The organism is Streptomyces noursei ATCC 11455 (assembly GCF_001704275.1).
GTDB classification, from domain to species: domain Bacteria; phylum Actinomycetota; class Actinomycetes; order Streptomycetales; family Streptomycetaceae; genus Streptomyces; species Streptomyces noursei.
In genome coordinates, this window is record NZ_CP011533.1 from 8,867,053 (window position 1) to 8,889,931 (window position 22,879).

General features: G+C 73.6%; 23 protein-coding genes and 1 pseudogene. 10 read left to right on the forward strand and 14 right to left on the reverse strand.

Features of this window, described 5'->3' with window-relative positions:
- Positions 1 to 42: 42 nt before the first annotated feature.
- Positions 43 to 966, forward strand: coding sequence for an LLM class F420-dependent oxidoreductase (locus SNOUR_RS37990; protein WP_067356313.1), 924 nt, complete (start codon positions 43 to 45; stop codon positions 964 to 966).
- A gap of 144 nt (positions 967 to 1,110) precedes the next feature.
- Positions 1,111 to 2,715 carry an ABC-F family ATP-binding cassette domain-containing protein gene (locus SNOUR_RS37995; protein WP_167739080.1) on the forward strand — a complete coding sequence of 535 codons (1,605 nt, stop codon included), beginning with the start codon at positions 1,111 to 1,113 and terminating at the stop codon, positions 2,713 to 2,715.
- Positions 2,716 to 2,817: 102 nt separating this feature from the next.
- Here SNOUR_RS37995 and SNOUR_RS38000 read toward each other — a convergent pair whose 3' ends face one another.
- The 3 genes and pseudogenes from SNOUR_RS38000 to SNOUR_RS38010 all read right to left on the reverse strand — a co-directional run bounded on the left by SNOUR_RS38000 (position 2,818) and on the right by SNOUR_RS38010 (position 5,295).
- Complete coding sequence (locus tag SNOUR_RS38000; RefSeq protein WP_067356315.1) at positions 2,818 to 3,615, reverse strand: DsbA family protein; 798 nt, start codon at positions 3,613 to 3,615, stop codon at positions 2,818 to 2,820.
- A gap of 516 nt (positions 3,616 to 4,131) precedes the next feature.
- Positions 4,132 to 4,611 (reverse strand): annotated as a pseudogene (locus tag SNOUR_RS38005) (hypothetical protein); the annotation flags it as partial.
- A 12-nt stretch (positions 4,612 to 4,623) separates the two neighbouring features.
- The gene (locus SNOUR_RS38010; protein ID WP_067356317.1) at positions 4,624 to 5,295 is read right to left on the reverse strand and encodes a DJ-1/PfpI family protein; all 672 of its coding nucleotides are present in this window, start codon (positions 5,293 to 5,295) and stop codon (positions 4,624 to 4,626) included.
- Between the two features lie 190 nt (positions 5,296 to 5,485).
- Between SNOUR_RS38010 and SNOUR_RS38015 the strand changes: the two genes are divergently transcribed.
- Complete coding sequence (locus SNOUR_RS38015) at positions 5,486 to 6,466, forward strand: GlxA family transcriptional regulator (protein ID WP_067359131.1); 981 nt, start codon at positions 5,486 to 5,488, stop codon at positions 6,464 to 6,466.
- Here SNOUR_RS38015 and SNOUR_RS38020 read toward each other — a convergent pair.
- Positions 6,439 to 7,230 (reverse strand): GNAT family N-acetyltransferase, encoded by a 792-nt coding sequence (locus SNOUR_RS38020; protein WP_067356319.1) that lies wholly within the window; start codon positions 7,228 to 7,230, stop codon positions 6,439 to 6,441. The genes SNOUR_RS38015 and SNOUR_RS38020 overlap by 28 nt on opposite strands.
- A 123-nt stretch (positions 7,231 to 7,353) precedes the next feature.
- Between SNOUR_RS38020 and SNOUR_RS38025 the strand changes: the two genes are divergently transcribed.
- The gene (locus tag SNOUR_RS38025) at positions 7,354 to 8,166 is read left to right on the forward strand and encodes an alpha/beta fold hydrolase (RefSeq protein WP_067356322.1); all 813 of its coding nucleotides are present in this window, start codon (positions 7,354 to 7,356) and stop codon (positions 8,164 to 8,166) included.
- Positions 8,167 to 8,229: 63 nt separating this feature from the next.
- On the opposite strand, the gene SNOUR_RS38030 is transcribed toward SNOUR_RS38025, so the two are convergent.
- Complete coding sequence (locus SNOUR_RS38030) at positions 8,230 to 8,676, reverse strand: SRPBCC family protein (protein ID WP_067356325.1); 447 nt, start codon at positions 8,674 to 8,676, stop codon at positions 8,230 to 8,232.
- Positions 8,677 to 8,836: 160 nt separating this feature from the next.
- Here SNOUR_RS38030 and SNOUR_RS38035 point away from each other — a divergent pair, with 160 nt between their 5' ends.
- A complete protein-coding gene (locus tag SNOUR_RS38035) occupies positions 8,837 to 9,922 on the forward strand; it encodes an enoyl-CoA hydratase/isomerase family protein (protein ID WP_067356327.1) in 1,086 nt (361 codons plus the stop codon).
- A gap of 49 nt (positions 9,923 to 9,971) precedes the next feature.
- On the opposite strand, the gene SNOUR_RS38040 is transcribed toward SNOUR_RS38035, so the two are convergent.
- Both SNOUR_RS38040 and SNOUR_RS38045 read right to left on the reverse strand, forming a co-directional pair.
- Positions 9,972 to 10,427, reverse strand: coding sequence for a GNAT family N-acetyltransferase (locus tag SNOUR_RS38040; protein ID WP_067356329.1), 456 nt, complete (start codon positions 10,425 to 10,427; stop codon positions 9,972 to 9,974).
- 112 nt (positions 10,428 to 10,539) lie between these two features.
- Positions 10,540 to 11,085, reverse strand: a complete 546-nt coding sequence (locus tag SNOUR_RS38045) for a helix-turn-helix domain-containing protein (RefSeq protein WP_067356331.1) — start codon at positions 11,083 to 11,085, stop codon at positions 10,540 to 10,542.
- Between the two features lie 62 nt (positions 11,086 to 11,147).
- On the opposite strand from SNOUR_RS38045, the gene SNOUR_RS38050 reads away from it, so the two are divergent.
- Entirely contained in the window at positions 11,148 to 12,464 is a 1,317-nt protein-coding gene (locus SNOUR_RS38050; RefSeq protein WP_067356334.1) for an alpha/beta hydrolase family protein, read from the forward strand.
- A gap of 71 nt (positions 12,465 to 12,535) precedes the next feature.
- Here SNOUR_RS38050 and SNOUR_RS47560 read toward each other — a convergent pair whose 3' ends face one another.
- Positions 12,536 to 12,745, reverse strand: coding sequence for a hypothetical protein (locus SNOUR_RS47560; protein WP_067356337.1), 210 nt, complete (start codon positions 12,743 to 12,745; stop codon positions 12,536 to 12,538).
- A 274-nt stretch (positions 12,746 to 13,019) separates the two neighbouring features.
- On the opposite strand from SNOUR_RS47560, the gene argF reads away from it, so the two are divergent.
- Positions 13,020 to 14,036: an ornithine carbamoyltransferase gene (gene argF, locus SNOUR_RS38060; protein ID WP_312635204.1), complete on the forward strand. Its 1,017-nt coding sequence runs from the start codon at positions 13,020 to 13,022 to the stop codon at positions 14,034 to 14,036.
- A gap of 17 nt (positions 14,037 to 14,053) precedes the next feature.
- Here argF and SNOUR_RS38065 read toward each other — a convergent pair whose 3' ends face one another.
- Positions 14,054 to 14,461, reverse strand: coding sequence for a tautomerase family protein (locus SNOUR_RS38065; RefSeq protein ID WP_067356339.1), 408 nt, complete (start codon positions 14,459 to 14,461; stop codon positions 14,054 to 14,056).
- A gap of 74 nt (positions 14,462 to 14,535) precedes the next feature.
- Entirely contained in the window at positions 14,536 to 16,032 is a 1,497-nt protein-coding gene (locus tag SNOUR_RS38070; protein ID WP_312635209.1) for a carboxylesterase/lipase family protein, read from the reverse strand.
- A 158-nt stretch (positions 16,033 to 16,190) separates the two neighbouring features.
- On the opposite strand from SNOUR_RS38070, the gene SNOUR_RS38075 reads away from it, so the two are divergent.
- Entirely contained in the window at positions 16,191 to 17,318 is a 1,128-nt protein-coding gene (locus tag SNOUR_RS38075; RefSeq protein ID WP_079143148.1) for a DUF6183 family protein, read from the forward strand.
- A 40-nt stretch (positions 17,319 to 17,358) separates the two neighbouring features.
- Here SNOUR_RS38075 and SNOUR_RS38080 read toward each other — a convergent pair whose 3' ends face one another.
- Both SNOUR_RS38080 and SNOUR_RS38085 read right to left on the reverse strand, forming a co-directional pair.
- Positions 17,359 to 18,030 carry a response regulator gene (locus SNOUR_RS38080; protein ID WP_067356343.1) on the reverse strand — a complete coding sequence of 224 codons (672 nt, stop codon included), beginning with the start codon at positions 18,028 to 18,030 and terminating at the stop codon, positions 17,359 to 17,361.
- Positions 18,027 to 19,340 carry a sensor histidine kinase gene (locus SNOUR_RS38085; RefSeq protein WP_079143149.1) on the reverse strand — a complete coding sequence of 438 codons (1,314 nt, stop codon included), beginning with the start codon at positions 19,338 to 19,340 and terminating at the stop codon, positions 18,027 to 18,029. Before SNOUR_RS38085 ends, SNOUR_RS38080 begins: the two co-directional genes overlap by 4 nt.
- Before the next feature lie 193 nt (positions 19,341 to 19,533).
- Between SNOUR_RS38085 and SNOUR_RS38090 the strand changes: the two genes are divergently transcribed.
- Both SNOUR_RS38090 and SNOUR_RS38095 read left to right on the forward strand, forming a co-directional pair.
- Entirely contained in the window at positions 19,534 to 20,094 is a 561-nt protein-coding gene (locus tag SNOUR_RS38090) for a GlcG/HbpS family heme-binding protein (RefSeq protein ID WP_067356348.1), read from the forward strand.
- 216 nt (positions 20,095 to 20,310) lie between these two features.
- On the forward strand, positions 20,311 to 21,054 hold the full coding sequence (locus SNOUR_RS38095; RefSeq protein WP_067356350.1) for an SDR family NAD(P)-dependent oxidoreductase: 744 nt from the start codon (positions 20,311 to 20,313) through the stop codon (positions 21,052 to 21,054).
- Here the strand turns inward: SNOUR_RS38095 and SNOUR_RS38100 are convergent.
- Positions 21,040 to 21,711: a TetR/AcrR family transcriptional regulator gene (locus tag SNOUR_RS38100; RefSeq protein ID WP_067356353.1), complete on the reverse strand. Its 672-nt coding sequence runs from the start codon at positions 21,709 to 21,711 to the stop codon at positions 21,040 to 21,042. The genes SNOUR_RS38095 and SNOUR_RS38100 overlap by 15 nt on opposite strands.
- A 319-nt stretch (positions 21,712 to 22,030) precedes the next feature.
- A complete protein-coding gene (locus tag SNOUR_RS38105) occupies positions 22,031 to 22,498 on the reverse strand; it encodes an RICIN domain-containing protein (RefSeq protein ID WP_067356355.1) in 468 nt (155 codons plus the stop codon).
- Between the last annotated feature and the right edge of the window lie 381 nt (positions 22,499 to 22,879).

Here is a 22,879-nt window from a genome sequence, read left to right on the forward strand (position 1 = left end):
CATCCGGGAATCAGACGCCAACCCGCGCTGTTTCCCAGCGATATGACCGTTGGAGTTGCACTCAATCCGATCGACCCCACCAACCAGATCGACGCGAGCGTGGAGCTCGCCAAGGAGGCCGCCGCCGCGGGGCTGCGGTCCGTCTGGTTCGGCCAGACCTTTGGTGCGGACTCGCCCCAACTCGCCGCGATCGCCGGCCGCGAGGTGCCCGGACTGCAGGTCGGGACCTCCGCAATCCCCATCTTCGGCCGGCACCCGCTGGTCGTCTCCAGCCAGGCGCAGACCGCGCAGGCGGCCACGCACGGCCGCTACCACCTCGGACTCGCCCTCGGCACCAAGTTCCTGACCGAGGGCGGCTTCGGCATCCCCTTCGAACGACCCATCGCCCGCCTGCGGGAATTCCTCACCGCACTGCGGCAGTTGACCGAGACCGGCAGCGCGGACTTCCACGGCGAACTCCTCACCGCGACCACGCCGGTCCCCGCCCGGGTGCCGGGCGCGGAGTCCGGCGTCCCGCTGCTCGTCGCCGCGATGGGCCCGCAGGCGCTGCGGGTCAGCGGCGAGCTGGCGGACGGCATCCTGCCGTACATCGCCGGCCCCCGCGCCCTCGCCGAACACATCGTCCCGGCCGTCACCGTCGCCGCCGAGGCCGCCGGGCGCCCCGCGCCCCGGATCGTCGCCCTCGTCAACGGCGTGGTCACCGACGACGTCGACGCGGTCCGCGCCAAGGTCGCCGAGAACCTGAGGTTCTACGAGCAGGTCCCCTCCTACGCCAGGGCCATCGAGCAGTCCGGCGGCCGGCATGCCGTCGACGTCGCGGTGGTCGGCGACGAGAAGACGGTCGCCGCCGAGGTGCAGCGCTATCGGGACGCCGGGGCGACGGAGGTGGTGTTCGCGGGGACCGAGGTCGCCGGTGATGCCGACCGGCGCCGCACCTGGGAGCTCCTGGGCACTCTGGCGGGCTGACCGGAGACCCCGCCGGAGAAAAGCGGATGCGCCGGCCGCGAGCCGACCGCTACGGTGACGGCATGTCTACGCCCCGAATTTCCTAGCCGAGGACCCGCTTCCACGCCAGAAGTGTGTCCTCGTGCTTATTCGGAGCGTTACCCCATGATCACCGTTCGCGATGTCGAGCTGCGTGCCGGCGCCCGCCTGCTGCTGTCCGACGTTTCCTTCACCGTCTCGCCCGGCGACCGGATCGGCCTGGTCGGCCGCAACGGCGCGGGCAAGACCACCCTGCTGACCGCCCTCGCGGGACGGGCCGAGCCCACCGCCGGGACCATCACTCACACCGGCCCGGTCGGCCACCTCGCCCAGGACTCCCGTGCCGCCGACCCGGCCGGGACGGTCCTGGACCGGATCCTCTCCGCCCGCGGGCTGGACACCGCCCTGCGCCGCCTGCGCGCGGCCGAGTCCGTCATGGCCGACACCGACGACCCCCGCCGGCTGGAGCGGGCGATGGCCGCCTACGCCCGCGCGGAGGCGGCCTTCCAGGCCGGCGGCGGATACGGCGCGGAGGCCGAGGCGGCCCGGGTGGCCGCGGGGCTGGGCCTGCCCGAGCGGGTGCTGACCGGCCTCGTCGGCGCACTGTCCGGCGGTCAGCGGCGCCGCGTCGAGCTGGCCCGCATCCTGTTCGCCGGACACGACGGCACGCTGCTGCTGGACGAGCCCACCAACCACCTCGACGCCGACTCCCTCACCTGGCTCCGCGCCTTCCTCGCCGCTCACCAGGGCGGCCTGGTGGTGGTCAGCCACGACACCGGCCTGCTCGCGGACGTCGTCAACCGCGTCGTCCACCTCGATGCCACCCGCGCCACGATCGACCTCCACAACACCGGCTGGGCCGCGTACCTCGCCCAGCGCGCGGCGGACGCCCGACGCCGGACGCGCGAACGGGCCAACGCGGAGCGCAAGGCCGCGGCCCTGCACACCCAGGCCGAGAAGATGAAGGGCCGTTCGGCGACCGCCGTGATGGCCAGGAGCATGGCCCGCCGGGCCGACCGCATGCTCGCCGAGCTGGAACCGGCCCACCGGACCGAGAAGGTCGCCAGGATCCGGCTGCCCGAACCGCAGCCCTGCGGCCGGTTGCCGCTCGGCGCGATCGGCCTCGCCAAGTCCTACGCCGACCACCAGGTCCTCACCGGAGTGGACCTCGCCGTGGACCGGGGCGCCCGCCTGGTGATCCTGGGCCTGAACGGCGCCGGCAAGACCACCCTGCTGCGGATCCTGGCCGGCGCGGTGGCCCCGGATGCCGGCCGGGTGGTCCACGGTCGGGGACTACGGATCGGCTACTTCGCCCAGGAGCACGACACCCTCGACGGCGCCCGCACGGTCCGGGAGAACCTCTCCGCCGCCGCCCCGCACCTCACGGACGAGGACGTCCGGCGAGTGCTGGGGGCGTTCCTGTTCACCGGGGACGACGCCGACAAGCCGGCCGGGGTCCTCTCCGGCGGCGAGAAGACCCGGCTGGCGCTGGCCGGCCTGGTCCACTCCGGGGCCAATGTGCTGCTCCTGGACGAGCCGACCAACAACCTCGACCCCGCCTCGCGCGACGAGGTGCTTGCCGCGGTCGGCTGCTACCCCGGCGCGATCGTGATGGTCACCCACGACGCGGGCGCCATCGACGCCCTGCGCCCCGACCGCGTGCTGCTCTTGCCGGACGCGGACGAGGACCTGTGGAGCGAGGAATACCGGGACTTGGTGGCTCTTTCCTGACCGATCCCGAAGTGTCGCGATCAGCCCTTGATGTCCCTGTATGAACGGGCCGGGCCCCGGACCGCATCGGCGGCCGGGGCCCGGGATTCCCTGTCCCTCACCTCACGGCGTGGGCGTGGCGGAGGGCGCGGGCGAGGCCGGCGCCGCGGCCGCCACCTGACGTGCCTCCTTGGTCACCATGGCGGTGAGCTTCTTCGGCGTCAGCTGGGTAGCGGGGTCGGCGAGGGTGCGCCCGTTGAGCTGCACGATCGGGACCGGCCCCAGCCCCGAGGCGGCGTAGGTCTCCTGGGACTTCTTCACCCACCCCTGGCGCTGGTTGCGGTCGAGGCACAGGTCGAAGGTGTCGTGCTCGATCTTCCCGGCCTTCTTCGCGATCTGCTTGAGGAGCTTGCGGTCCTTCAGGCCGTCGGTCTTGGGATCCGGCTGGTGCTGCCACAGCTGGTCCATGAACTGGGGGAAGCGGCCCTGGTCCTGGGCGCAGGCGGCGGCCTCGGCGGCCTCCTGCGCGCCGGTCCCGCCGTACTGCCGGTCGCTCCCGGTGACCAGCCGGTAGTTGATCTCGACCTGGCCGGACGCGAGGAGCTGCGAGAACGTGCTGGCGTACTGCTGGGCGAAGGCGCGCGACTCCGGGCTCCGCGGGTCCTCGTACACCGTCAGCGTGACCGGGACGGTCGGCTTGACCGGCAGGTCCAGCTTGGTGGCGTCGGAGGTGCCCACGGCGCCGGAGGGCGCCTCGATCGTCGTCGCCTCGCTGGCGCGGGAGTACTGGCCGACCACGGTCGCCGCTCCGCAGATCACGGCCAGGCCGACGATCGTCACCGCGTAGTTGCGCCAGTTGCCGCGGGAGCCCTTTCTCGTCGTGTCGCTGCCGTTGTCGTTCTTCTCTGCGGAGGCCACCATGCGCACCCTTTCACCAGGCAGATCTCTGTTGCTCGCCGACGGCGTCGTTCGCCGTGCCGCGCCGCCCTCAGCCGTCCCCGCGCGGAGCGGATGGCAGCTGTGGCACCGCACAGTGTGGCAGCTTCCGCTGCCTGCTCCGGGGCCGGGGCCCTGAGCACCCCCGTCCCGGCACCGATGACGGGACGGGGGCGGCCGCCCCGGCCGGGACCGGGCGCGGTGTGCCGAGGGTCAGGACGCGGCGGCGACCGGTGCGGATTGCGTGAGCCTGCGCAGGGCGAGCAGCCCGCCGATGCCGGGGAGGCAGGCGAGGACCAGCGACCGCGCGGTGCGCCGCGGGTCGCGGGCGACGGCTCCGACGGTGAAGAGGTAGGCGCAGCCGTGGAGCGGGCCGGCGAGCGAGGAGACGGCCGGCAGGTGGGCCGTCGCGAGGTTGGCCAGAAGGACGCACAGCGAGATCAGTTCGACCGTCGCGGCGGTGCGCAGCGGGCGGCGGGGACGCGGTGGAACGGGCACGCATGCTCCTGTGGACGAACCGGGGCGGACGATCATGAGGACGGTCACCGTCGCCCAGAGAAGGTTGAACAGGCCGGTGAACACGGCCAGCCGCGATGTGGCGGCCCGGTCCGTGGCAACCGGTTCGGCACCGTCGAGGGCGGTCAGCAGCGCGTCCTGCCGCGGCAGCACCAGCACGACCAGGACGCCGGTGGCGACCGCGGTCAGGGCGACGGACGTGAGCAGCCAGCCGTCACCGAGGACTCCCATGGCGGAGGCGGTGGCGAAGCCGAACACCGGCACGGCCGTGCCGACCCCGGCGTACACCCGGCAGATGCGGTGCAGCAGCCGCGCGGTGCCCACCGCCTCCGGCCGGCCGGCTGCCCCGTGGCCGCTCGCCCCGGCGCGGCGGACGGCGGGTGGGAACATGCTGGCCGCGACGGTGACCGGGCCGATCGCGACGAGGGCGGCCAGGACGTGCAGCGAGAGCAGGATCTTGGTCATCGGGCGCCGCCGTCACAGGGCGAGCGTCGGGACGGCACCGGTGGCCGACCAGACGGTGCCGCGCCGCTCGTGGGCGAAGATCCGCTCGACGGCGTGTGCCACCCGGGGGCCGATCTCCCGCTCGACGAGATGGAGGGCCAGGTCGAGACCCGAGGTGACGCCGCCGCTGGTGACGAGGTCGCCGTCGTCCACGACCCGGGCATCGATGTGCTCGGTGCCGGTGGCGGCCAACACCTCCCGGGCCATGTGGTGGGTGTTGACCGGACGCCCCGTGGTGAGCCCCGCCATGGCCAGGATCAGCGAACCGCCGCAGACCGTCGCCACCAGCGTGTCCGGCCGGGCCAGCGCAGCGCCGACCAGGCGCGGCAGATCGGTGTCGAGGGTGCGGCGCAGGCGCGCCGGAATGGTCCGCGCCCGCTCCTCCTCGCTCAGCCCCGCCGGGTCGCGCAGGTCGCCCACCGCGCCGGGCAGGACGACGAGGTCGGCGCGCTCCGGGTCGAGCGCGGCGGTGGCCCGCAGGGACACGCCCGCCAACCCGCTGGGGACCTCCCGCGGCCCCTCGGCGCTGACCAGCTCGGTGCGGACGGCGCCCGCGGTGACGTCACCGGCGCAGTGCAGTACCTCGTAGGGCGCGACGACGTCCAACGGGTCGAACCCGTCGAACAGGACGAACTGGGCGAGCATGCGGTGCCTCTTCTCGTGTCGTGATCACCAGTGCCCGACCCACGGTAGGAAGGCCGGCGAGGCCCGCACAGCGGCTGGAATGACAACTTTCCACGGATTCTCGCCAACGCGATGAACCGCGCCTGCTCGGCCGGAATCGCCTGTGACCTGGGACTCTGCTCGATGGCGGGAATCCCTCTATGGTGTGGCCATGCATACGGTGGCCATCCTCGTCCTCGACCATGTGGTGCCGTTCGACATGGCGGCACCCCTGGAGGTCTTCGGTCGCACCCGGCTGCCCGACGGACGCCGCCCCTACCGGACGCGGGTCTGCGCGCCCTCGCCGCAGGTGCGGACCGAGGGCTTCGCCCTGCACGTCGAATGGGGACTGGAAGCACTGGCGGAGGCCGACACCGTCATCGTGCCCGGCTGCTCGGAGCAGGCCCCCGCGCCGCATCCGGAGGCACTACGGGCACTGCGCGCCGCCGCGGCGGCCGGGACGCGGATCGCCTCGGTGTGCGTGGGGGCCTTCGTGCTGGCCGAAGCGGGCCTGCTGGACGGTCTGCGCGCCACCACGCACTGGGCCGCGGCGGCCGAACTCGCCCGCCGCTACCCGCTCGTGGACGTCCAACCCGATGTGCTCTACGTCGACAACGGCCAGCTGCTCACCTCGGCCGGCGCCGCCGCGAGCATGGACCTGTGCCTGCACATGATCCGGCGCGACCTCGGCTCGGCGGTCGCCGCGGACGCCGCGCGGATGTCCGTCATGCCGCTGGAACGAGAGGGCGGCCAGGCCCAGTTCATCGTCCACGAGCATCCGCCGGTGCCGCAGGGCTCCACGCTCCAGCCGGTCCTCGACTGGATCGAGGACCACCTCGCCCACGAGATCACCCTCAAGGCGATGGCGAACCGCGCCGGTATGAGCGAGCGGACCTTCAGCCGCCGCTTCCGCGAGCAGACCGGCAGCACCCCGTTGCAGTGGGTGCTCCGGGCCCGGGCGCGCCGGGCCCAGTACCTCCTGGAGAACACCGACCACCCCGTCGAACGCATCGCCCACCAGGCCGGGTTCGGCTCGCCCACCGCCTTCCGCGAACGGTTCCGCAGGGTGGTCGGCACCACCCCGCAGTCCTACCGCACCGCCTTCCAGGGCCGCTCCACCGGACCTCAGGACCGGGGCGGCGTCCAGACGTAGGGCGTGGTGGTGGTCACCGCGTGGAAGCCCAGTCGGCGCAGGATCGGCGCGCTGTCGTCGGAGGCGTCGACCTGGAGGTACCGCACGCCGCGGGCGACGGCGAGTCGGGCGCGGGCGGCGACCAGCGCACGGTAGATGCCCCGGCCGCGCCACTCCGGCAGCGTCGAACCGCCCCACAGACCGGCGAAGTCGGTGCCCTCGCGGAACACCAACCACGCCGCGCAGACCACCTCGCCGCCGGCCTCCGCCACCAGGACGGTGATCTCGTCCGGGGCCGCCGCGACCCGGCTGCTCAGGTCGTCGGCCAGCCAACTCCAGTCCTGGTCCCAGACGGTCGTCTCCATGGCGGCGATGCGGTGCATGTCGGCGTCCGCGGTCACCCGGCGCAGGGTCACGCCGGCCGGGAGGACCGGGGCCGCGGCCATCTCCTCGGCCCGGCCGATGAGGACGGTCTCCCGCTCCTCCGGGACGAAGCCCGCCGCGCGCAGCCGGTCGGTGAGATCGGCGGGCAGGTCGTGCCCGCGGGTCTTCCACTCCACCGCCTCGCCGCGGGCCGCGAAACGGTCGCGCTGGCGGGCGATCAGCCGGTCCAGTTCGGCACCGCCCACACCCACGTCCCGCGGTGTGCTGACGAAGCCGCGGAACTGGCCGACGACCCGTAGCAGCGGGCCGTCCTGCTCATAGGTGACTCCGATGGGAGGGGTGGGCGGCACTCCCCGCATCTGCTCGTCGTAGGCCGCGAGCAAGCCGTCGATGTCCGTCACACAAGAGACAGTACGGACGGTGGCAACTGGATTTCCCGGGGCCGTCCGCGCCGGGCCGGGCGTCGGGTGCGGCAGTCACCGCGATGATCGTCACTGACTCAGCACCCCACAGGAGGCGCACCCATGACCTTGACCACCGGGACCACGACCCTGGACACCACGACCGTGCGGGGCCTGCGACTGGCCTACGCGGACCCCGGCGGGCCGGGAACGCCGGTGCTGGCCCTGCACGGGCACTTCGGGCGGGCCCGGGCGTTCGCCGACCTGACCGCCGCGCTGGCACCGGAGTTCCGGGTGATCGCCCTGGAACAGCGCGGCCACGGCCACAGCGAACGTGCCGACGACGTCTCGCCCGACGCCTACGTCGCCGATGCCGCAGCGTTCGTGCGGGCACTGGGGCTGGGGCCGCTGCCGGTGCTCGGCCACTCGATGGGCGGCGTGGTGGCCTTCCGGCTGGCGGCGCGCCACCCGGAGCTGGTCCGCGCGCTGGTCGTCGAGGAGGGCGGCGCCCTCAACCGTCGGCCCGCGGTGGCCCATCCGGTCCTGGACGTCCGGGACTGGCCGCGCCGCGCGCCGACCCTGGGCGCGCTGCGCCGCCAGGTCGAGGCGCGCGGCATCCCGGACGCGAGCTACTTCCTGGAGAGTGCCGTCGAACGCCCCGACGGCTGGGGATTCCTCTTCGACCACGCGGACATGGTGCGGTCCCAGGAGGCCCTGGTCGGCGACTGGTGGCCCGACTGGCTCGCCACCACCTGCCCGGCGCTGCTGCTGCACGGACTGGACAGCTCCGTCCTGCCGACCGCGATGGCCCGGGAGATGGCGGAGCGGCGACCGGCCACCACCCTGCGGGAGTTCCCCGGGTGCGGTCACTGGCTGCACGACGACGACCCGGCCGGATTCGCTGCGGCGGTACGGGAGTTCCTGACCGCGCTGTGAGGCGCGGGGCGGCCCGCGAGGCCGGGCGCGTCGCCCCGGGCGTGCTCCGGCCGCGACCGGCTCCTACCGGCCGAGCAGCCCGTCCAGGATGCGGCCGTACAGCCGGCGCGCCGACCAGGCCACCACGGGACCCAAGGGCCGGGGGAGCCCACGCGGGCGCACCTCTCCGCGCCAGACGACGTGGCAGCCCCCGGCCCGGGGCCCCACCTCGAACTCCACCCACCCGGCGACGACCCGCCCCCGCTTCTCGATCCGGCACCGGCCCGCCGCCGCTCCCGCGGCGCCCGCACCGGGCGGCTCCCACCGCACGACGCGCATCACGTCGTCGAACCCGAGCGGACCGAGGCCGGTGCGGGCGACGAACGTCGTTCCCACCCGGGTGGGCGGCGGCGTCGTCACGGTGATCGTGGTCAGTGGCACGTGCGCGGAGTGGGCCGCCCAGTGCGTCAGGCGTCGCCAGGCGGCGTCGGGGGAGAGGAGCGCGGTACGTTCGATCCGGAACACTGCCACCGCCCCATGCTACGAGCCGGCGGCCCAACACCCGGCTCCGCCAGCGCCGATGGGTCCGAGAAGAACGTCCGGGAGACCGCGTCACCGCGCCCGGCCGCCGGAAAGGAACCGCCACCACCATGCGCAACCTCACCGCCCACGGCACGACGGAGGGCTCCCGATGACCGCCGACGACGCCGTACTGCTGCGCACCGAGGGCCGGGCCGGCTACCTCACCCTCAACCGTCCCCGGGCGCTCAACGCCCTCACCCACGCCATGGTGCGCCGGATAGATCAGGCGCTCACGGCGTGGGAGTCCGACCCGGCCGTGGAGACCGTCGTGCTCACCGGGGCCGGCGAGCGGGGCCTGTGCGCCGGCGGCGACATCCGTGCCATTCACGACGACGTCCGCGCCGGGGGCGGCGCGGCCTCGGCCGCCTTCTGGCGCGACGAGTACCGCCTCAACGCCCGTATCGCGCACTACCCCAAGCCCTACGTCGCCCTGATGGACGGCATCGTGATGGGCGGCGGCGTGGGCCTGTCCGGGCACGGCCGCGTCCGCATCGTCACCGAGCGGTCCCGGATCGCCATGCCCGAGACCGGCATCGGGTTCGTCCCCGACGTCGGCGGCACCCACCTCCTCGGCCTGGCACCGGGCGAACTCGGCACCCATCTGGCACTGACCGGCGCGCAGATCGGCGCCGGCGACGCCCTGCTGTGCGGCCTCGCCGACCACTTCGTGCCCATTGCGTCGCTGCCCCGGCTGATCGCGGACCTCGCCCATGTCCCCGCGCACGAGGCCGTCGGCCGGTACGTCCAGGAGGCGCCGCCGGGCGAACTCGCCGCGCGCCGGCCGTGGATCGACGCCTGCTACGCCGCCGACACCGTCGAGGAGATCCTCCGGCGGCTGCCGACCGACGAGGACCAGGCCGCCAAGGAAGCCGCGGAGACCCTGCACAGCAGGTCGCCGACCTCGCTCAAGGTCACTCTCGCCGCACTGCGCCGGGCCCGCGGCCTGGGCTCCCTGGAACGCGTCCTGGACCAGGAGTACCGGATCTCCTGCGCGGCCCTGACCGCTCCCGACCTGGTCGAGGGCATCCGGGCCCAGGTGATCGACAAGGACCGCAACCCCCGGTGGTCCCCGGCCGCACTGTCCGAGGTGACCGACGCCGACGTCGCCCGCTTCTTCGCCCCGCTCGGCGACCGTGAACTGGGGCTCGCCGCCGAGCCCGTCCCGCCCCGGGGACGCCCGGACGAGGGCCGCTGAGCGCGCCGCCGGCCGGGCGCCCCGGGGCGCCCGGCCGGCGGGCGCTGGGTCACAACTCCCGTGTCATGAAAGTGCTGTTCGGGTCGGGACGGTAGTCCGCGAACGGCTCGCAGGGCACGAACCCGAACTTCTCGTACAGCCTCCTGGCGGGCCGGAAGAAGTCGGCCGCACCGGTCTCCAGGCTCAGTCGCCCGAATCCCATGGACCGGGCCTCGGCGACGAGGTGCGTCAGCAGCAGCGAGGCGACCCCGCTCCGCTGGCGCGCGGGCGCGGTCCGCATCGATTTCAGTTCGGCGTGGTGCGCGTCCAGCCGCTTGAGCGCGCCGCAGCCCACCAGGCGGTCGCCGTCCCGCACCGTCCAGAAGGCGACCTCGGGCCGGCGCAGCGCGTCGAGGTCGAGGGCGTGCTTGCTCTCGGGAGGGGAGATCGACCGCATCTCCTGGACGTGCTCGTCGAGGAACGTGGCGATGTCGGGCCCCGAGAGGTCGTCTCGCGCGATGTTCACGGTGGACTTGCTCCCTGACGTCGGGGGTGGTTGCGGGGCCCATCCTCTCCCGGCCGCGTCACGGCGCCGAACAGGCCCGGCGACGGGCGACGGCCGGGCGCCGCCCGCCGGCTCACTCGCTTCCGGCGGGCGGCTCCGCGATCGGGAACAGGATGGGGCTCAGCAGGTGCTGGGACCGGTCGGGCGCCGGGCCGTTCGCCAGTCGCGGCGCGATGACGCGGCGCAACTCGCCGATCAGGGAACGGAGTTCGTCGTCGCTGAGCCACACCGAGTGCTGCCGGTACCCCACCAGATCCTCCACGGGCGCGGCGTGATCCTGGTCGAGGTAGGCGTTGAACTCGGTCAGCAGAACGGTCATGGCCATCGCGAAGGCACGGCGATGGTCGTCGGTCGTCAGCCGTGCGGCGGTCTCCGGGGTGATCGCCGCGCGCTCCTGGCACAGTCGGTACCGACGTTCCACCGCGCCGCGCACCCGGCGTTCGTCGGCCACCTCCAGGGCGCCGCCCGTGGCGAGCAGTTCGAGGTGCCGGTAGACGGTCGCCTTGGAGACGTCGCGGATCCGTGCGCACAACTGGGCGGCGGTCAGCAACTGCCCACCGCGCATGAGGTGAACGATGCGCAGACGTACCGGGTGTCCCAGCAGTTCCAATGGATCCATGTCCCTACGTTCGCATGCCGTGCTACCTTTCTCAAAACTTGAGAAAGGTAGGGGGAGCAGCGATGAGGAACACCGCATCCACACCGGTAGCCATCGCCAAGTCCGTTGCGGAAAAGGCGTGTCGGGGGGACTTCGCCGGGATCGAGGCGCAGTTCGCACCGCCGCTGAGGGCGCAGGTCTCCGCGGCGGCCCTGCGGGCTGCCTGGGACGCCCACCTCGGAGGCACCGGCCCCGTCACCGCCCTCGGACGACCCGTCACCGAACCGCTCGCGGCCGGACTGGTCCGGGTCGGCGTCCCCGTCACCTGCGCCCACGGCGGCCTCACCCTGGTCATGTCGATCGACGACACGGGCCTGCTCAACGGCCTGCGCCTGGCCCCGCCGGAAGCGGCATCCTGGACGCCCCCGCCCTACGCCGACCCGCGGGAGTTCGCCGAGCACGAGGTCACCGTCGGCTCCGGCCCGCTGGCCGTCCCCGGCACCCTCAGCCTGCCGCACGCCCGCGGCCCCCGCCCTGGCGTGGTGCTGCTCAGCGGCGGCGGCCCCTTCGACCGCGACGGGACCGTAGGACCCAACAAGCCGCTGAAGGACCTGGCGTGGGGGCTGGCCGACCGTGGCGTGGCGGTCGTCCGGTTCGACAAGGTGACCCACACCCACGCCGCCGCGATGGCCGCCAGGCACGACGCCACCATGACCGACGAGTACGTCCCGCACGCCGTCGCCGCCGTCCAGCTGCTCCGGAACCATCCCGCCGTGGACCCCGCACGCGTCTTCGTCCTCGGCCACAGCATGGGCGGCAAGGTCGCCCCGCGCGTCGCCGCCGCCGAGCCGTCCCTCGCCGGTCTGGTGATCCTCGCCGGCGACACCCAGCCGATGCACCGGGCCGCCGTCCGCGTGGCCCGCCATCTCGCCGACCTCGCCCCCGACTCCGGCGCCCGGTCCCTGGTCGACACCCTCACCCGACAGGCCGCCCTCGTCGACAGTGCCGACCTGTCACCCACCACACCGGCCGCCGAACTGCCCCTCGGGCTCTCCGGCTCCTACTGGTTGGACCTGCGCGCCTACGACCCCGTCGCGACCGCCGCCGCGCTGGACATACCCCTGCTCATCCTGCAAGGCGGCCGCGACTACCAGGTCACCGTCGAGGACGACTTCGCCCGCTGGCGGGCCGGCCTGGCGCACCGGCCGGACGTCACCCTCCGCGTCCACCAGCCCGCCGACCACTTCTTCTTCCCCGGCACCGGACCCTCCACCCCCGCCGCATACCAACGCGCCCAGCACGTCGACCCGGCCGTCGTCACCGACATCGCCACGTGGTTGGCGCCCGACGCGGCTCTACGCGCCGAGCCCGCCGACCCCGCGGCTCGGGCCGGCACGTGACCCCGACCGCGGACCAGGTCGCGGGCCAGGGGCGGACAGACCCCAGGGCCGTCTTCGCGTCGGGCCGACGGCTACGAACCGGCGTCGGCCCGGCCCGGCGCCAGGTGCCGCTGGGCCAGGCGCAGCGGCCCCTCGGGGTCGTCCGCCCGGCGCACCTGCACGGGAATGCCGGGGTGCTCCGCCCGCCAGGCCCGCAGCAGCGGGACCGTGTGCCGACCGAGCGTGGCCCAGGCGAAGGCCAGTCGCAGTGGCCGAGGCTCGGCCGGGGCCACCGCCTTCACCGAATCCCTCGACGCCTACGGCGACTTCTTCCCCGGCATGGGATCCGTCCGGGTGGCCGACGTCGCCCGGGCATACGTCCGCTCCGTGGAGGGCGCCCAGACCGGCCAGGTGTATGCGGTGAAGTAGGGGCCGTGGGGGCCATGGGGGAGCGGGCCGGTGTGGCCGCCGGGGCGGGCGGCGGCGCGGCCGCGCCACCGCGGTTCACCCGGCCGGGGCGCGCCGGCGTGCCTGCTGGTGCGCCGCCGTTCACGCTGGTGGCGCAACGTCCCGCCCGTGCGAGCGAAGCCGGAGACCCCGATGTCCCACCCGATACCCGTGTCCGGGGACAGCCGTCCGGAAGTGACCGGAAAGGTCCCCGACGATCTGCTCCGGGTCGGTGACCTGGACCCGGAGACCCTGACGGAACTGCTGGACCTGGCGGCGGCGATGAAGCAGGAGCCGCTGGGGTGGGAGCGCGATCTGCGCGGCGGCGCCATCGGCTGCCTCTTCGAGAAGCCGTCCACCCGGACCCGGGTGTCCCTCGCCACGGCCGCCCAACGGCTCGGCATGTCGGCCATCGTCCTGAACCGCGACGAGATGCAGCTCGGTCACGGCGAGACCGTCGCCGACACCGCGTGCGTCCTGTCGTCGTTCCTCGACGCCGTCACGGTGCGCACCTTCGACCACGCCACGGTCGAGCAGATGGCCGACGCCGCGACGATCCCGGTCGTCAACGCCCTCTCCAACACCCACCACCCGTGCCAGTCCCTGGCCGACCTGCTCGCGCTGCGCGAGCGCTTCGGGGCCCTGGCCGGACTGACCGCGACGTTCCTCGGCGACGGCACGAGCAACACCTGCAACTCCTTCCTCGCGGCTGCCGCGGCGAGCGGGATGCACCTCACCATCGCCAGCCCACCCGAGTACGCGACCGACGCGCACGTCCTCGCCGAGGCCCGCGAAGTGATGGCGCAGACCGGCGGTTCGGTCACGCTGACCACTGAGCCGATCGACGCCGTCCGCACCGCGCAGGCCGTCTACGCCGAGGTGTGGGTGCCGATGGACAAGCCCCACGAGCGCGAGGAGCGCGCCGCGCGCCTGGCCGCCTACCGGGTGGACGACGCCCTGCTGGCCCGGGCCCCGCGGGAGGCGGTGGCCCTGCACTGCCTCCCCGCCGTCCGTGGGGAGGAGATCACCTCCGAGGTCCTCGACGGCCCCCGGTCCCTGGTCTGGAACCAGGCGGCCAACCGCCTGCCCACGGCCCAGGCGGTCCTCCACACCCTCATCACCAGCAACCGCCGACGGACGGTCTGACCGCCGGCGCGGCGACCCTAGGCCGTTCGGGACTCGTCGGGGGGAGCGACGTACTGAGCCACCCCGTGGCCGAGCGACCAGTCGATCGACTGGTTCTCCGTCAGGGTGACGAACACGTTGCGCGGCTCGGTGCCCGCGTACTCCCGCGCAAGTTCGGCGATCCGCCGGTAGAGCGCCTGCTTCTGCTCGTCCGTGCGTCCCGCACGCAGGGTGATCGCGACGTAGACGATGCCGTCGTCGCGCTGCACGCCGAGGTAAGTGCCGTGGCGCAGCGTGCTGTTGACCCCGTCGTGGCTGACCAGGACCTGGAAGTGGTCGTCCGGCGGGATGCCGATCGTCTCGATCAGGGCGTCGTGCACGGCCCGGCCGAGCGCGCCGAGCCGCTCGCCGTCGGCCCGCAGTGCGTCGATGCGTACGAAGGGCATGCCGATTCTCCTCGCGGGGTCGATGCCGGAACGCGGCCGGCGGTGTCGTCAGCGGCGAGTGTACATACTAGTAGTTACAGTTCCGGTGAGGGGCCCGCCTCGCCGAGGTCGAAGGGGGCGGGGGAGCGGCCGTCCCAGATGCGACGGGAGGACTGCTCGGGATAGGGCACGGTCGCCGAGGGGGCGTCCAGGACGCGGGTGAGTTGCCGATCGGGATGGTAGGCGGCCCACCCGGGGTCGCCGGTGGTGGCGAAGCGGAGCCATGCCTGCTGGAGTTCCCGCGACACCGCGACCGCCTCCGGGGAGGGCGGCTCGCCGAGGAGTTGGCGGCCGACGGGACTGTCCAGCGTGCCGAAGGCCAGGGGGACGTCGAGGCTGTGGCAGGCGCCCAGGCCGCCTCCGAGGCCGGGGGCGGCGAGTCCCAGCTCGAAGAGGAACGAGGTGCCGCCGGCCGCGACGTTCGCCTCGGCCAGGTGCAAGGACGGCATCCGGAAGAGGGCGTCCGAGTACACCGTCTCCACCAAGGCGTCCGGGGTGGCCCGCGGGAGGGCGGCGCGGTAGGCGTCCGCGCCGTCCGGCCCCGGGGCGAAGAGCTCCAGGGCGGTGTCGGCGTCCCGGTCGGTGAACCGGCCCAGCCGCCCGCTCATGACGCTGAACAGCCGGAACTCGTCGCGGGTGTGGCCGACGAGGAGTTCGACCCCGTCCGCGCGACCGCTCGACAGCGCGGGCCAGGGTGTTTCGGTGAGGACCTGCCCGTCGACGACGGGGTAGACGGCGACGCTGGTCCGGGCGAGCCGGCCCCAGTGCGGGTGGTGGTCGGCGAGGTCGGTGCCGAGGGACGTGACCGCCTCGGCCAGTGCGCCGGGGGTGACGTCGGCGAGGGCGGTGGCGGTGGGCACGGTGCCCAGCCGGTCCGCGAGCGCGGCGGCGACCTGTGCGGCCAGGGCGGGGGTGCAGTGGTTGCCCGGCACCGAGTGGGTGATGGCGCGTCGGAACAGGCCGCGCGCCGACGTCATCGTCAGCAGGGCGGCGACCGACCCCGCGCCGGCGGACTGCCCGGCCACGGTCACGCGGTCGGGGTCCCCGCCGAAGGCCGCGACGTTCCGCCGCACCCAGTGCAGCGCCGCGATCTGGTCGAGGAGTCCGCGGTTGGCCGGGGCGCCTTCGAACAGCGCGAACCCCTCGGCGCCCACCCGGTAGTTGATGCTCACCACGACGAGCCCCGCCCCGGCCAGCGTCGCCGGGTCGTACATCGGGTCGCCGGAGGTCCCCGAGATGAAGGCGCCGCCGTGGATCCACACCAGCACCGGCAGGCCCGCCGCGCCCGGATCGGGTGTGCAGACGTTGAGCGTCAGCCAGTCCGTGCCGTCCGTCGCACCCGTCGGAGCCGGCCCGGACTGCGGCGCCGCCGGGCCGAACTCCGTGGTGCGACGCGTCCCCGCCCAGCGCGGCGCAGGTCCGGGCGCCGCGAAGCGGAGCGCGCCAACCGGCGGTGGGGCGTAGGGGATTCCGCGGAACACCGCGTTTCCGTGCTGCCGGAACCCCTGCACCACGCCTTCCGTGGTGCGCACCCTCGGTCCTTCGGGCATATCGCTTCCTTCCGCCGTTCCGCTCGTGCCTCCCAGGGTTATAAGCCAGCTGTATTATGTCAACCGTATGGAAAAAGAAGGATGCGCGGATCTCACGGTGTTGCACGCCGTGCGGACCGTGCCGCATAAGGTGGCCCACCGTGGAACACGCATCGGATCTTGCGGATGACGACCTCGCGAAGGTCGTCTGGGCGAAGACGGAACGGCCCGTGGCCCGGGGAGCGGCCGGCCACCTGCGGGAACTGGGTTCGGTGCTGACGGACCGGCACGCGACAGCGGTGGAGCGGGCTCGGTCCTACGAGTGCAGCCTGGCCCACGTCATGCGGGCGCTCGCGCTCAGCCCCGGCCGGGACAACGTCGCGCAGCTGCTGGAACTCCTCAACGAACAGCGCACGTCCACCACGTCCCCCGGCCTGCGGCTGCCCGCCATCGCCTCGTTCCTGGCCGAGGGGCAGCGGGTCGCGGACCTCGCCGAGCTGGTCTTCGACGGGCGTGCCCTCGACCGGCCCGCGGAACTGCGTGCCTGCCTCTTCCACGAACTGGTGCTCCGCGGCGTGGACATCGACGACTTCCTGCCGCTGCGGTTCTGGCCCCTCGGCCGGGCGGGCTATCACCCGCTGAGCTGGCTGCCGGTGGACCGCCGGGCGTTCGAGGCCGACGCCGACTTCCCGAGCCGTTCGACGCGCGGCGGCACCGGCGGCATGGACACCGGGATCCCCGGCGAGGGCCGTATGGACCCGCCGGTACCCCGGACGACCGTGCGCTCCGCGCTGCGTGACACCGCCACCGGCGAGCGGTACGAACAGGTCACCGCCGCGGTGACGGCGGGCGGTTGGGGCGCCGGCGGTGCCTGGGTATTCCACCTGGAGGCATCCGCCGCCCCCGAGGACGTCCCCGCACTGCTCCCCACCCTGCCCGTGGGATGTCTGGACGGGCTCGGCCCCACCGACCGCTTCGAGATCGCCCTTCGCCCCCTCGACGCCGTCTGGCGCCTGCTCTTCGCCACCGCGTCGATGGGAGGCATGTACAGCGACGGCGCGCACGGCGCCTACGGGCGGCTCGCGGCCTGGCAGTCGCTGGCCGGCCTGACGGGAGCGCCCAGGGGCGCCGACGCGGACGAGGTGGCACAACGCGCCCTGCACAGCACGTGGTTCCACTTCGAGGCCGACGCGGAGTGGTTCCACAACGAGATCTACGACTACGGCCTCGCCTGCCTCTCACCGGACCGGCGGCGCCTGGCGGTCCTCGCCGCGACGGACACCGACTGACGCCGTCCGACGCCGGTTCCCGTCCGCGCGCCGGGGCAGGTCAGGGGATCAGCCGCTGTTCCTTCGCCGCGGCGACCGCGCCCGCCCGGGTGTCGACGCCGAGCTTGGCGTAGATCCGCACCAGGTGCGTCTTGACGGTCGCCTCGCTGATGAACAGGGCACGGGCGATCTCGCGGTTGCCGAGCCCCCGGGCGAGCTGGCCGAGGATGTCCAACTGGCGCTCGGTGAGCGCGGCATGGGGTTTGCGCACGCGCTCCATCACACGGTTGGCCGCGGGCGCGGACAGCACCGCCCGCCCCTCCGCCGCCGCGGCGATCGCCGCGAACAACTCCTCGGGCCGCTCGGCCTTGAGGAGATAGCCGGTCGCACCGACCTGGACGGCACGGGTGACATCGGCGTCGGTGTCGTACGTGGTGAGCACCAGGACACGGGTGCCCGGCACCTCGGCGACGATACGGCGGGTGGCCTCGATCCCGTCGATGCCGGTGCCGAGGCTGAGGTCCATCAGCACCACGTCCGGACGTTCCTTGGCGGCGACGGCCAGCGCCTCCTCGCCGGTGGCCGCCTCCCCGACGACCTCGATGCCCGGGTCAGCGGACAACAGGGCGCGCAGCCCGGCCCGGACCACCGCATGGTCGTCGCAGAGCACCAGGCGCACCCGCCGGCCGGGCGCGGCGGCGGGCGCGTCGGGGGAGTGCGGGGTGCGGGTCATGTGGATCGCTCCTCGTCCGGGCCGGTCGCCGGACCGCTCGCCCGCAGCGGAACGGCCGCGGACACGACGGTACCGTCCCCGGGGTGCGACTCGACGGTGAGCGTGCCGTCGAGCTGCCGCAACCGGACCTCCATGGCAAGCAGGCCGTGGCCCCGACGGGGCGCCGGCCCCTGCGTGCCCTGCTGGCCCGGGGTGAAGCCGCAGCCGTTGTCGGCGATGTCGAGGACCACGTCCTCGTCGAGGTAGCTGAGGGTCAGGACGACATCGCTGGCGTGCGCGTGCTCGCGCACGTTGGCGACGGCGCCCTGCGCCACCCGCAACAGCCCCGCCTCGACGGCCGGCGGCAGCGGAACGGGGTCGCCGTCGATCCGGAAACGCACGGTCGGGCCGCCCGTCCGGGCGTCCGCCGCGGTGCCCTCGGCGGACGCCCCGGCGGCGGTCTCACGGCGGGCCAACGCCCGCAGGGCCTCGGGCAGCCCGCCCCCGCCGGAGAGGTCGGCGGGCGCCAGGTCGTGGACGAACCGGCGCGCCTCGACGAGGTTGCGTTCCGCGATGTCCGAGGCGGTGGTCATGTGCCGGTGGGCCGCCTCCGGGTCCGCCGCCCAGAGCCGCTCGGCGGCCTGGAGCAACATCCGCTGGCTCGACAGTGCCTGGGCGAGCGTGTCGTGGATCTCCATCGACAGCCGCTCGCGCTCGGCCAGCATGCCGGCCCGCCGCTGACTGGAGGCCAGTACGCGGCGGGTCCGGACCAGGTCCTCGATGAGCGAGCGTTGCCGGGCCGCCTGCCGCCGCATGTGCGTGAAGACCGTCGCGGCCAGGCCGGCGACCACGGGCGGCACGACGATCAGCAGCGGATCCGGACCGTTGATCCGCACCTGGGCGACCACCACCAGGACCGTCAGCACGGTGATCAACGCGAGCGCGGCCCGCGCCGGGAGCAGTTGCAACGCCGTGTAGACGATCGCCACCGCGCTCCAGGCGAAGCTCGGTGCCTGGAGCACCAGGGCCACCCAGCCCAGGACGAAGACGCCGAGCCAGGCCCGCCGCCACCGGGGCGCGATCGCCCCGTCCACGGCCGGCCGCCCCACGTACGCCACCGCCAGCAGCGTGGTGAGCGCGATCACCCACCAGGTGCCGGGGGCGCCGGGATGATGGGTCAGGAAGCGGGCCATCGCGGCGATCAGCAGCAGGACGAAGGAGGCCGAGATCACCGCCTCCATCCCGCGGCCGGCCGGACCGACCGCGGGGTCCGTCCGCGGTTCGCCGTCCGCCGCTCCGGTACGGCCACCGCTCACGTGCTTCACGTCCATCCTTGATTCGTAGCCCGGTTTCCGGCCCCCACCCGTCATCCGATCGGTTGACACCGACGTCATCCATGATGCTCCGCGACGCCATCCGCTCCGCGGACCGCTGCCGGCCCCGCGCCGCCAAGGATGGAAGCACCGCAATCGCTGCGGACCGCGGGGCCGGCCGGCCCCGGGTCGAGGAAGAGGAGCAGTTCCCATGCAGATGCCGTCCAAGCGGGCCCGGATCATCGGCGGCGCGGCAGTGCTGGCCGCGATCGGCGTGGCCGCCGTCGGTGCCGTCGCCGTAGCGGCCCCGGACGCCAACGCCCAGAAGCCGGGCGCGGCCCCGGCCGCCCAGGCGGAGGCCCGGAACGTGGTCGCCACCGACCATCTGACCGTCCACGCCGCCGCCATGGCGGCGCAGGCCGCGCTGGACGCCGCGGAGAAGGCCGGCCAGCACGTGTCGGTGTCCGTGGTGGACCGCAACGGCAACACCGTCGTCACGCTGCGCGGCGACGGCGCCGGCCCGCAGTCGTACCAGGCGGCCGAGGAGAAGGCGTTCACCTCGGTGTCGTGGAACGCGCCCACCTCGGCCCTGGTCAAGCGGCTGGAGCAGGCGCCCACCCTGAAGGACATCCCCGGCACGCTGTTCCTCGCCGGTGGGGCTCCCGTCCAGGCCAAGGGCGCCCCGATCGCGGGCATCGGCGTCGCGGGCGCGCCCAGCGGCGACCTGGACGAGCAGTTCGCCCAGGCCGGCGTCGCCGCGCTCGGCAAGTGATCCGAACCCGCCGGTCGGCGGGTCGACGTCGCCCATGGTCGAGCAACCGGCCGACATCCGGGCGGAGTTGAGAGGCACACCCGGGGCGCACCCGCCCGCTACGGCGCGGGGCGGAGCGCCCCGGTCTTCTCTTCCGCAGTGCCGCGTGCGAGGCTGTTCGGCAAGATCATTGCGCCGCGCGGCCGCCGGGCCGCCCCCACCGCTGGAGGATGCCCGATGAGCCGGAACCGGACCGTACTGGTGACGGGAGCCTCGCGCGGCATCGGCCGGGCGGTCGCCGCGGCCTTCGCCGCCGACGGCGACCGGGTCGCCCTGCACTACGCGTCCCGTCGGGAGGCCGCCGAAGACGCCCTGCGAGCCCTGGAGGGCAGCGGCCACGTCCTGATCCAGGGGGACGTCGGCACCCCCGACGGCGCGGCCGCCGTGGTGGCCTCGGCCGTCGAGGCGCTCGGCCCGATCGACGTCCTGGTCAACAACGCCGCGGCCAACGTCCCGCACCCGCTGGACCGCACCTCCTTCGAGGACTGGCAGGACGCCTGGCGGCGCATCGTGGACGTCAACCTGCTGGGCGCGGCGCACGTCACCTACTGCGCGGCCCGGAACATGATCGACCACAAGGTCGAGGGCCGCATCGTCAACATCGGTTCCCGCGGCGCCTTCAAGGGCGAGCCGGACCACCCCGCCTACGGTGCGACGAAGGCCGCCCTGCACGCCATGGGACAGTCGCTCGCCGTCTCCCTCGCTCCGCACGGCATCGCGGTCGCCTCCGTCGCCCCCGGCTTCGTCGCCACCGAACGGGTCGCCGACCGGATCACCGACGCCGTCGAGCAGCAGAGCCCGTTCGGTCGGGTCGCCACGCCCGAGGAGATCGCCGCCGCCGTGAAATACCTCGCCTCGCCCGAGGCGGTCTGGTCCTCCGGCGCCGTACTGGACGTCAACGGGGCGTCATACCTGCGCTGACTCCGTCGTGCCTGCCGCACCGGACGGGCGGGTGGCGTAGCCGAGTGCGGTGGGGCTCAGCATCTCCTCGACCACATCGAGGAGTTCCAGCAGCGCCTCCGCGATCGTGTCCGGCGTCTCGCCGGCCACGATGCGCCGCCCGATCTCGCCGTAGACCAGGGAGTGGAACCAGCCGATCTGACCGGCGACCACGCGGGGCGTCTGATCGTCGGGTGCGGCACCGGTCTCCTCGGCCAGGACGGTGCCGAGCGCATCGGTCATCTGCCGGCCGAGGTCCTCCAGGCGGGCGGTGAGGGTGGGCGCGGCCCGCATCATCTCGAAGACCCGGCCGAACCCCGTGGACAGGCCCACCCTGCGGTCGCGGCGCCGCAGTTCGGCGCGGAGCTGTGCGAGGACGGCCCGGGCGGCGGACTCACCGGGCTCGCGGGCGCGGACGATGTCCGCGAGCCGCTGCGGCGACGCCTGGTCCGGCGGCAGGACCAGGTCCTCCTTGGACTCGTAGTAGTTGTAGAGGGTGTTGACGGAGACGTCCGCGGCCGCGGCGACCTCGGCGATGGTGACGTGGTCGAAGCCGCGCTGCACGAAGAGGCCGAGGGCCACTTCGGAGATGCGTTGCCGTGTCTGCCGTTTCTTGCGTTCCCGCAGCCCTTCACCCATGCGGCAACCCTAACCCGGTGGCCGAACCGCACTGCATCTTTGCAGTCCCTTACGGTTTCCTCCGCGCTCCGTCCTCTGCCCGCCCCCACGGCCCGTTAGCCCGTCCGGGTGACTGTGAGCCGTTCGGACCCGGCCTCGTGCGACGTGCGCAAGTCTTGTCCCTGTCGGGATTTCTTCTGTCTGCGGGACTCCGGGTGCAGTCGTGGAGGCGTGGGTGCCTTGGGCCGTGGCAGCCGATCCGCGCGTGCTGGCGTCCATGGGCGGATTCGACGACGGTGTGGCCCGGCCCGGAGCGTCAGACGCCGGGCCGGGCCACCGCTCAGAAGTCCCAGCTCTGGCTCGCCGCTCCGTTGCAGCTCCAGCTCACCAGGAGTTGGCCGTTCTCGGGCCGGCCGCCCAGGATGTCGAGGCACTTTCCGTTCAGCCGGCTACGGATCTCGTTGCCGTTCCGGAACCATCTCTGGTTGCTGCCGCCGTCGCAGTCCCACATGCTCACCGAACCCATGTCGCCCGGGGCGAAGGCGTAGATCTCCAGGCACTTGCCGTTCAGGCCGGAACGGATCTGCTCGCCGTCCCAGCGCCACTGCTGATTGGTGTTGCCGGTGCAGTCCCACGTCACGGTGGAGGCGCCGTTCTCCTGATGGAACGCGAAGGCGTCGGCGCACCTTCCGTTCAGGTTGGACCTGAGCAGCGGTGTCGCGGCGAATGCCGGCGGACCCGTCAAGGTACCGCCGACCGCGAGCCCGATGGCCGCCAGCAGCGGCAACAGCCGTTTCGCGGTTTTCATGCTTTCCCTCCCTATGGCCGGTGCGCGGTCGCGCTGGCCTCTGTCCAGCCGCTGAGGGTTGTCCGGGGCCGGGACGCGGACGCCGGACAACAACAGCCGGACAACCAACCGCCCCGCGTCGCGGCTGCGGAGAGGCTCCTTGAAAGGAAGGCCATGCCACGTGCCGAACGCCCGCTGGACCCGGACTCCGGTCCCCTGACAGGGTTCGCGGCCGACCTGCGGAAGCTGCGCGGGGCGGCGGGACGGCCGCCCTACCGGGAACTGGCCGAGAGGGCGCACTATTCGTCCACGACGCTGTCGGACGCCGCGGGCGGGCGCACGTTTCCGAGCCTGAGCGTCACGCTGGCGTACGTCGCGGCGTGTCAGGGGGACCGCCGCGCA

What these genes read in the sequence shown, in the direction of transcription:
- SNOUR_RS38090 (WP_067356348.1), top strand. Translation starts at nt 19,534, where the DNA reads ATGCAGATGCCGTCCAAGCGGGCCCGGATCATCGGCGGCGCGGCAGTG.
- SNOUR_RS38080 (WP_067356343.1), bottom strand. Translation starts at nt 18,030, where the DNA reads ATGACCCGCACCCCGCACTCCCCCGACGCGCCCGCCGCCGCGCCCGGC.
- SNOUR_RS37995 (WP_167739080.1), top strand. Translation starts at nt 1,111, where the DNA reads ATGATCACCGTTCGCGATGTCGAGCTGCGTGCCGGCGCCCGCCTGCTG.
- SNOUR_RS37990 (WP_067356313.1), top strand. Translation starts at nt 43, where the DNA reads ATGACCGTTGGAGTTGCACTCAATCCGATCGACCCCACCAACCAGATC.
- SNOUR_RS38100 (WP_067356353.1), bottom strand. Translation starts at nt 21,711, where the DNA reads ATGGGTGAAGGGCTGCGGGAACGCAAGAAACGGCAGACACGGCAACGC.
- SNOUR_RS38045 (WP_067356331.1), bottom strand. Translation starts at nt 11,085, where the DNA reads ATGGATCCATTGGAACTGCTGGGACACCCGGTACGTCTGCGCATCGTT.
- SNOUR_RS38015 (WP_067359131.1), top strand. Translation starts at nt 5,486, where the DNA reads ATGCATACGGTGGCCATCCTCGTCCTCGACCATGTGGTGCCGTTCGAC.
- SNOUR_RS38010 (WP_067356317.1), bottom strand. Translation starts at nt 5,295, where the DNA reads ATGCTCGCCCAGTTCGTCCTGTTCGACGGGTTCGACCCGTTGGACGTC.
- SNOUR_RS38065 (WP_067356339.1), bottom strand. Translation starts at nt 14,461, where the DNA reads ATGCCCTTCGTACGCATCGACGCACTGCGGGCCGACGGCGAGCGGCTC.
- SNOUR_RS38025 (WP_067356322.1), top strand. Translation starts at nt 7,354, where the DNA reads ATGACCTTGACCACCGGGACCACGACCCTGGACACCACGACCGTGCGG.
- SNOUR_RS38000 (WP_067356315.1), bottom strand. Translation starts at nt 3,615, where the DNA reads ATGGTGGCCTCCGCAGAGAAGAACGACAACGGCAGCGACACGACGAGA.
- SNOUR_RS38085 (WP_079143149.1), bottom strand. Translation starts at nt 19,340, where the DNA reads ATGGACGTGAAGCACGTGAGCGGTGGCCGTACCGGAGCGGCGGACGGC.
- SNOUR_RS38050 (WP_067356334.1), top strand. Translation starts at nt 11,148, where the DNA reads ATGAGGAACACCGCATCCACACCGGTAGCCATCGCCAAGTCCGTTGCG.
- SNOUR_RS38035 (WP_067356327.1), top strand. Translation starts at nt 8,837, where the DNA reads ATGACCGCCGACGACGCCGTACTGCTGCGCACCGAGGGCCGGGCCGGC.
- SNOUR_RS38095 (WP_067356350.1), top strand. Translation starts at nt 20,311, where the DNA reads ATGAGCCGGAACCGGACCGTACTGGTGACGGGAGCCTCGCGCGGCATC.
- SNOUR_RS38105 (WP_067356355.1), bottom strand. Translation starts at nt 22,498, where the DNA reads ATGAAAACCGCGAAACGGCTGTTGCCGCTGCTGGCGGCCATCGGGCTC.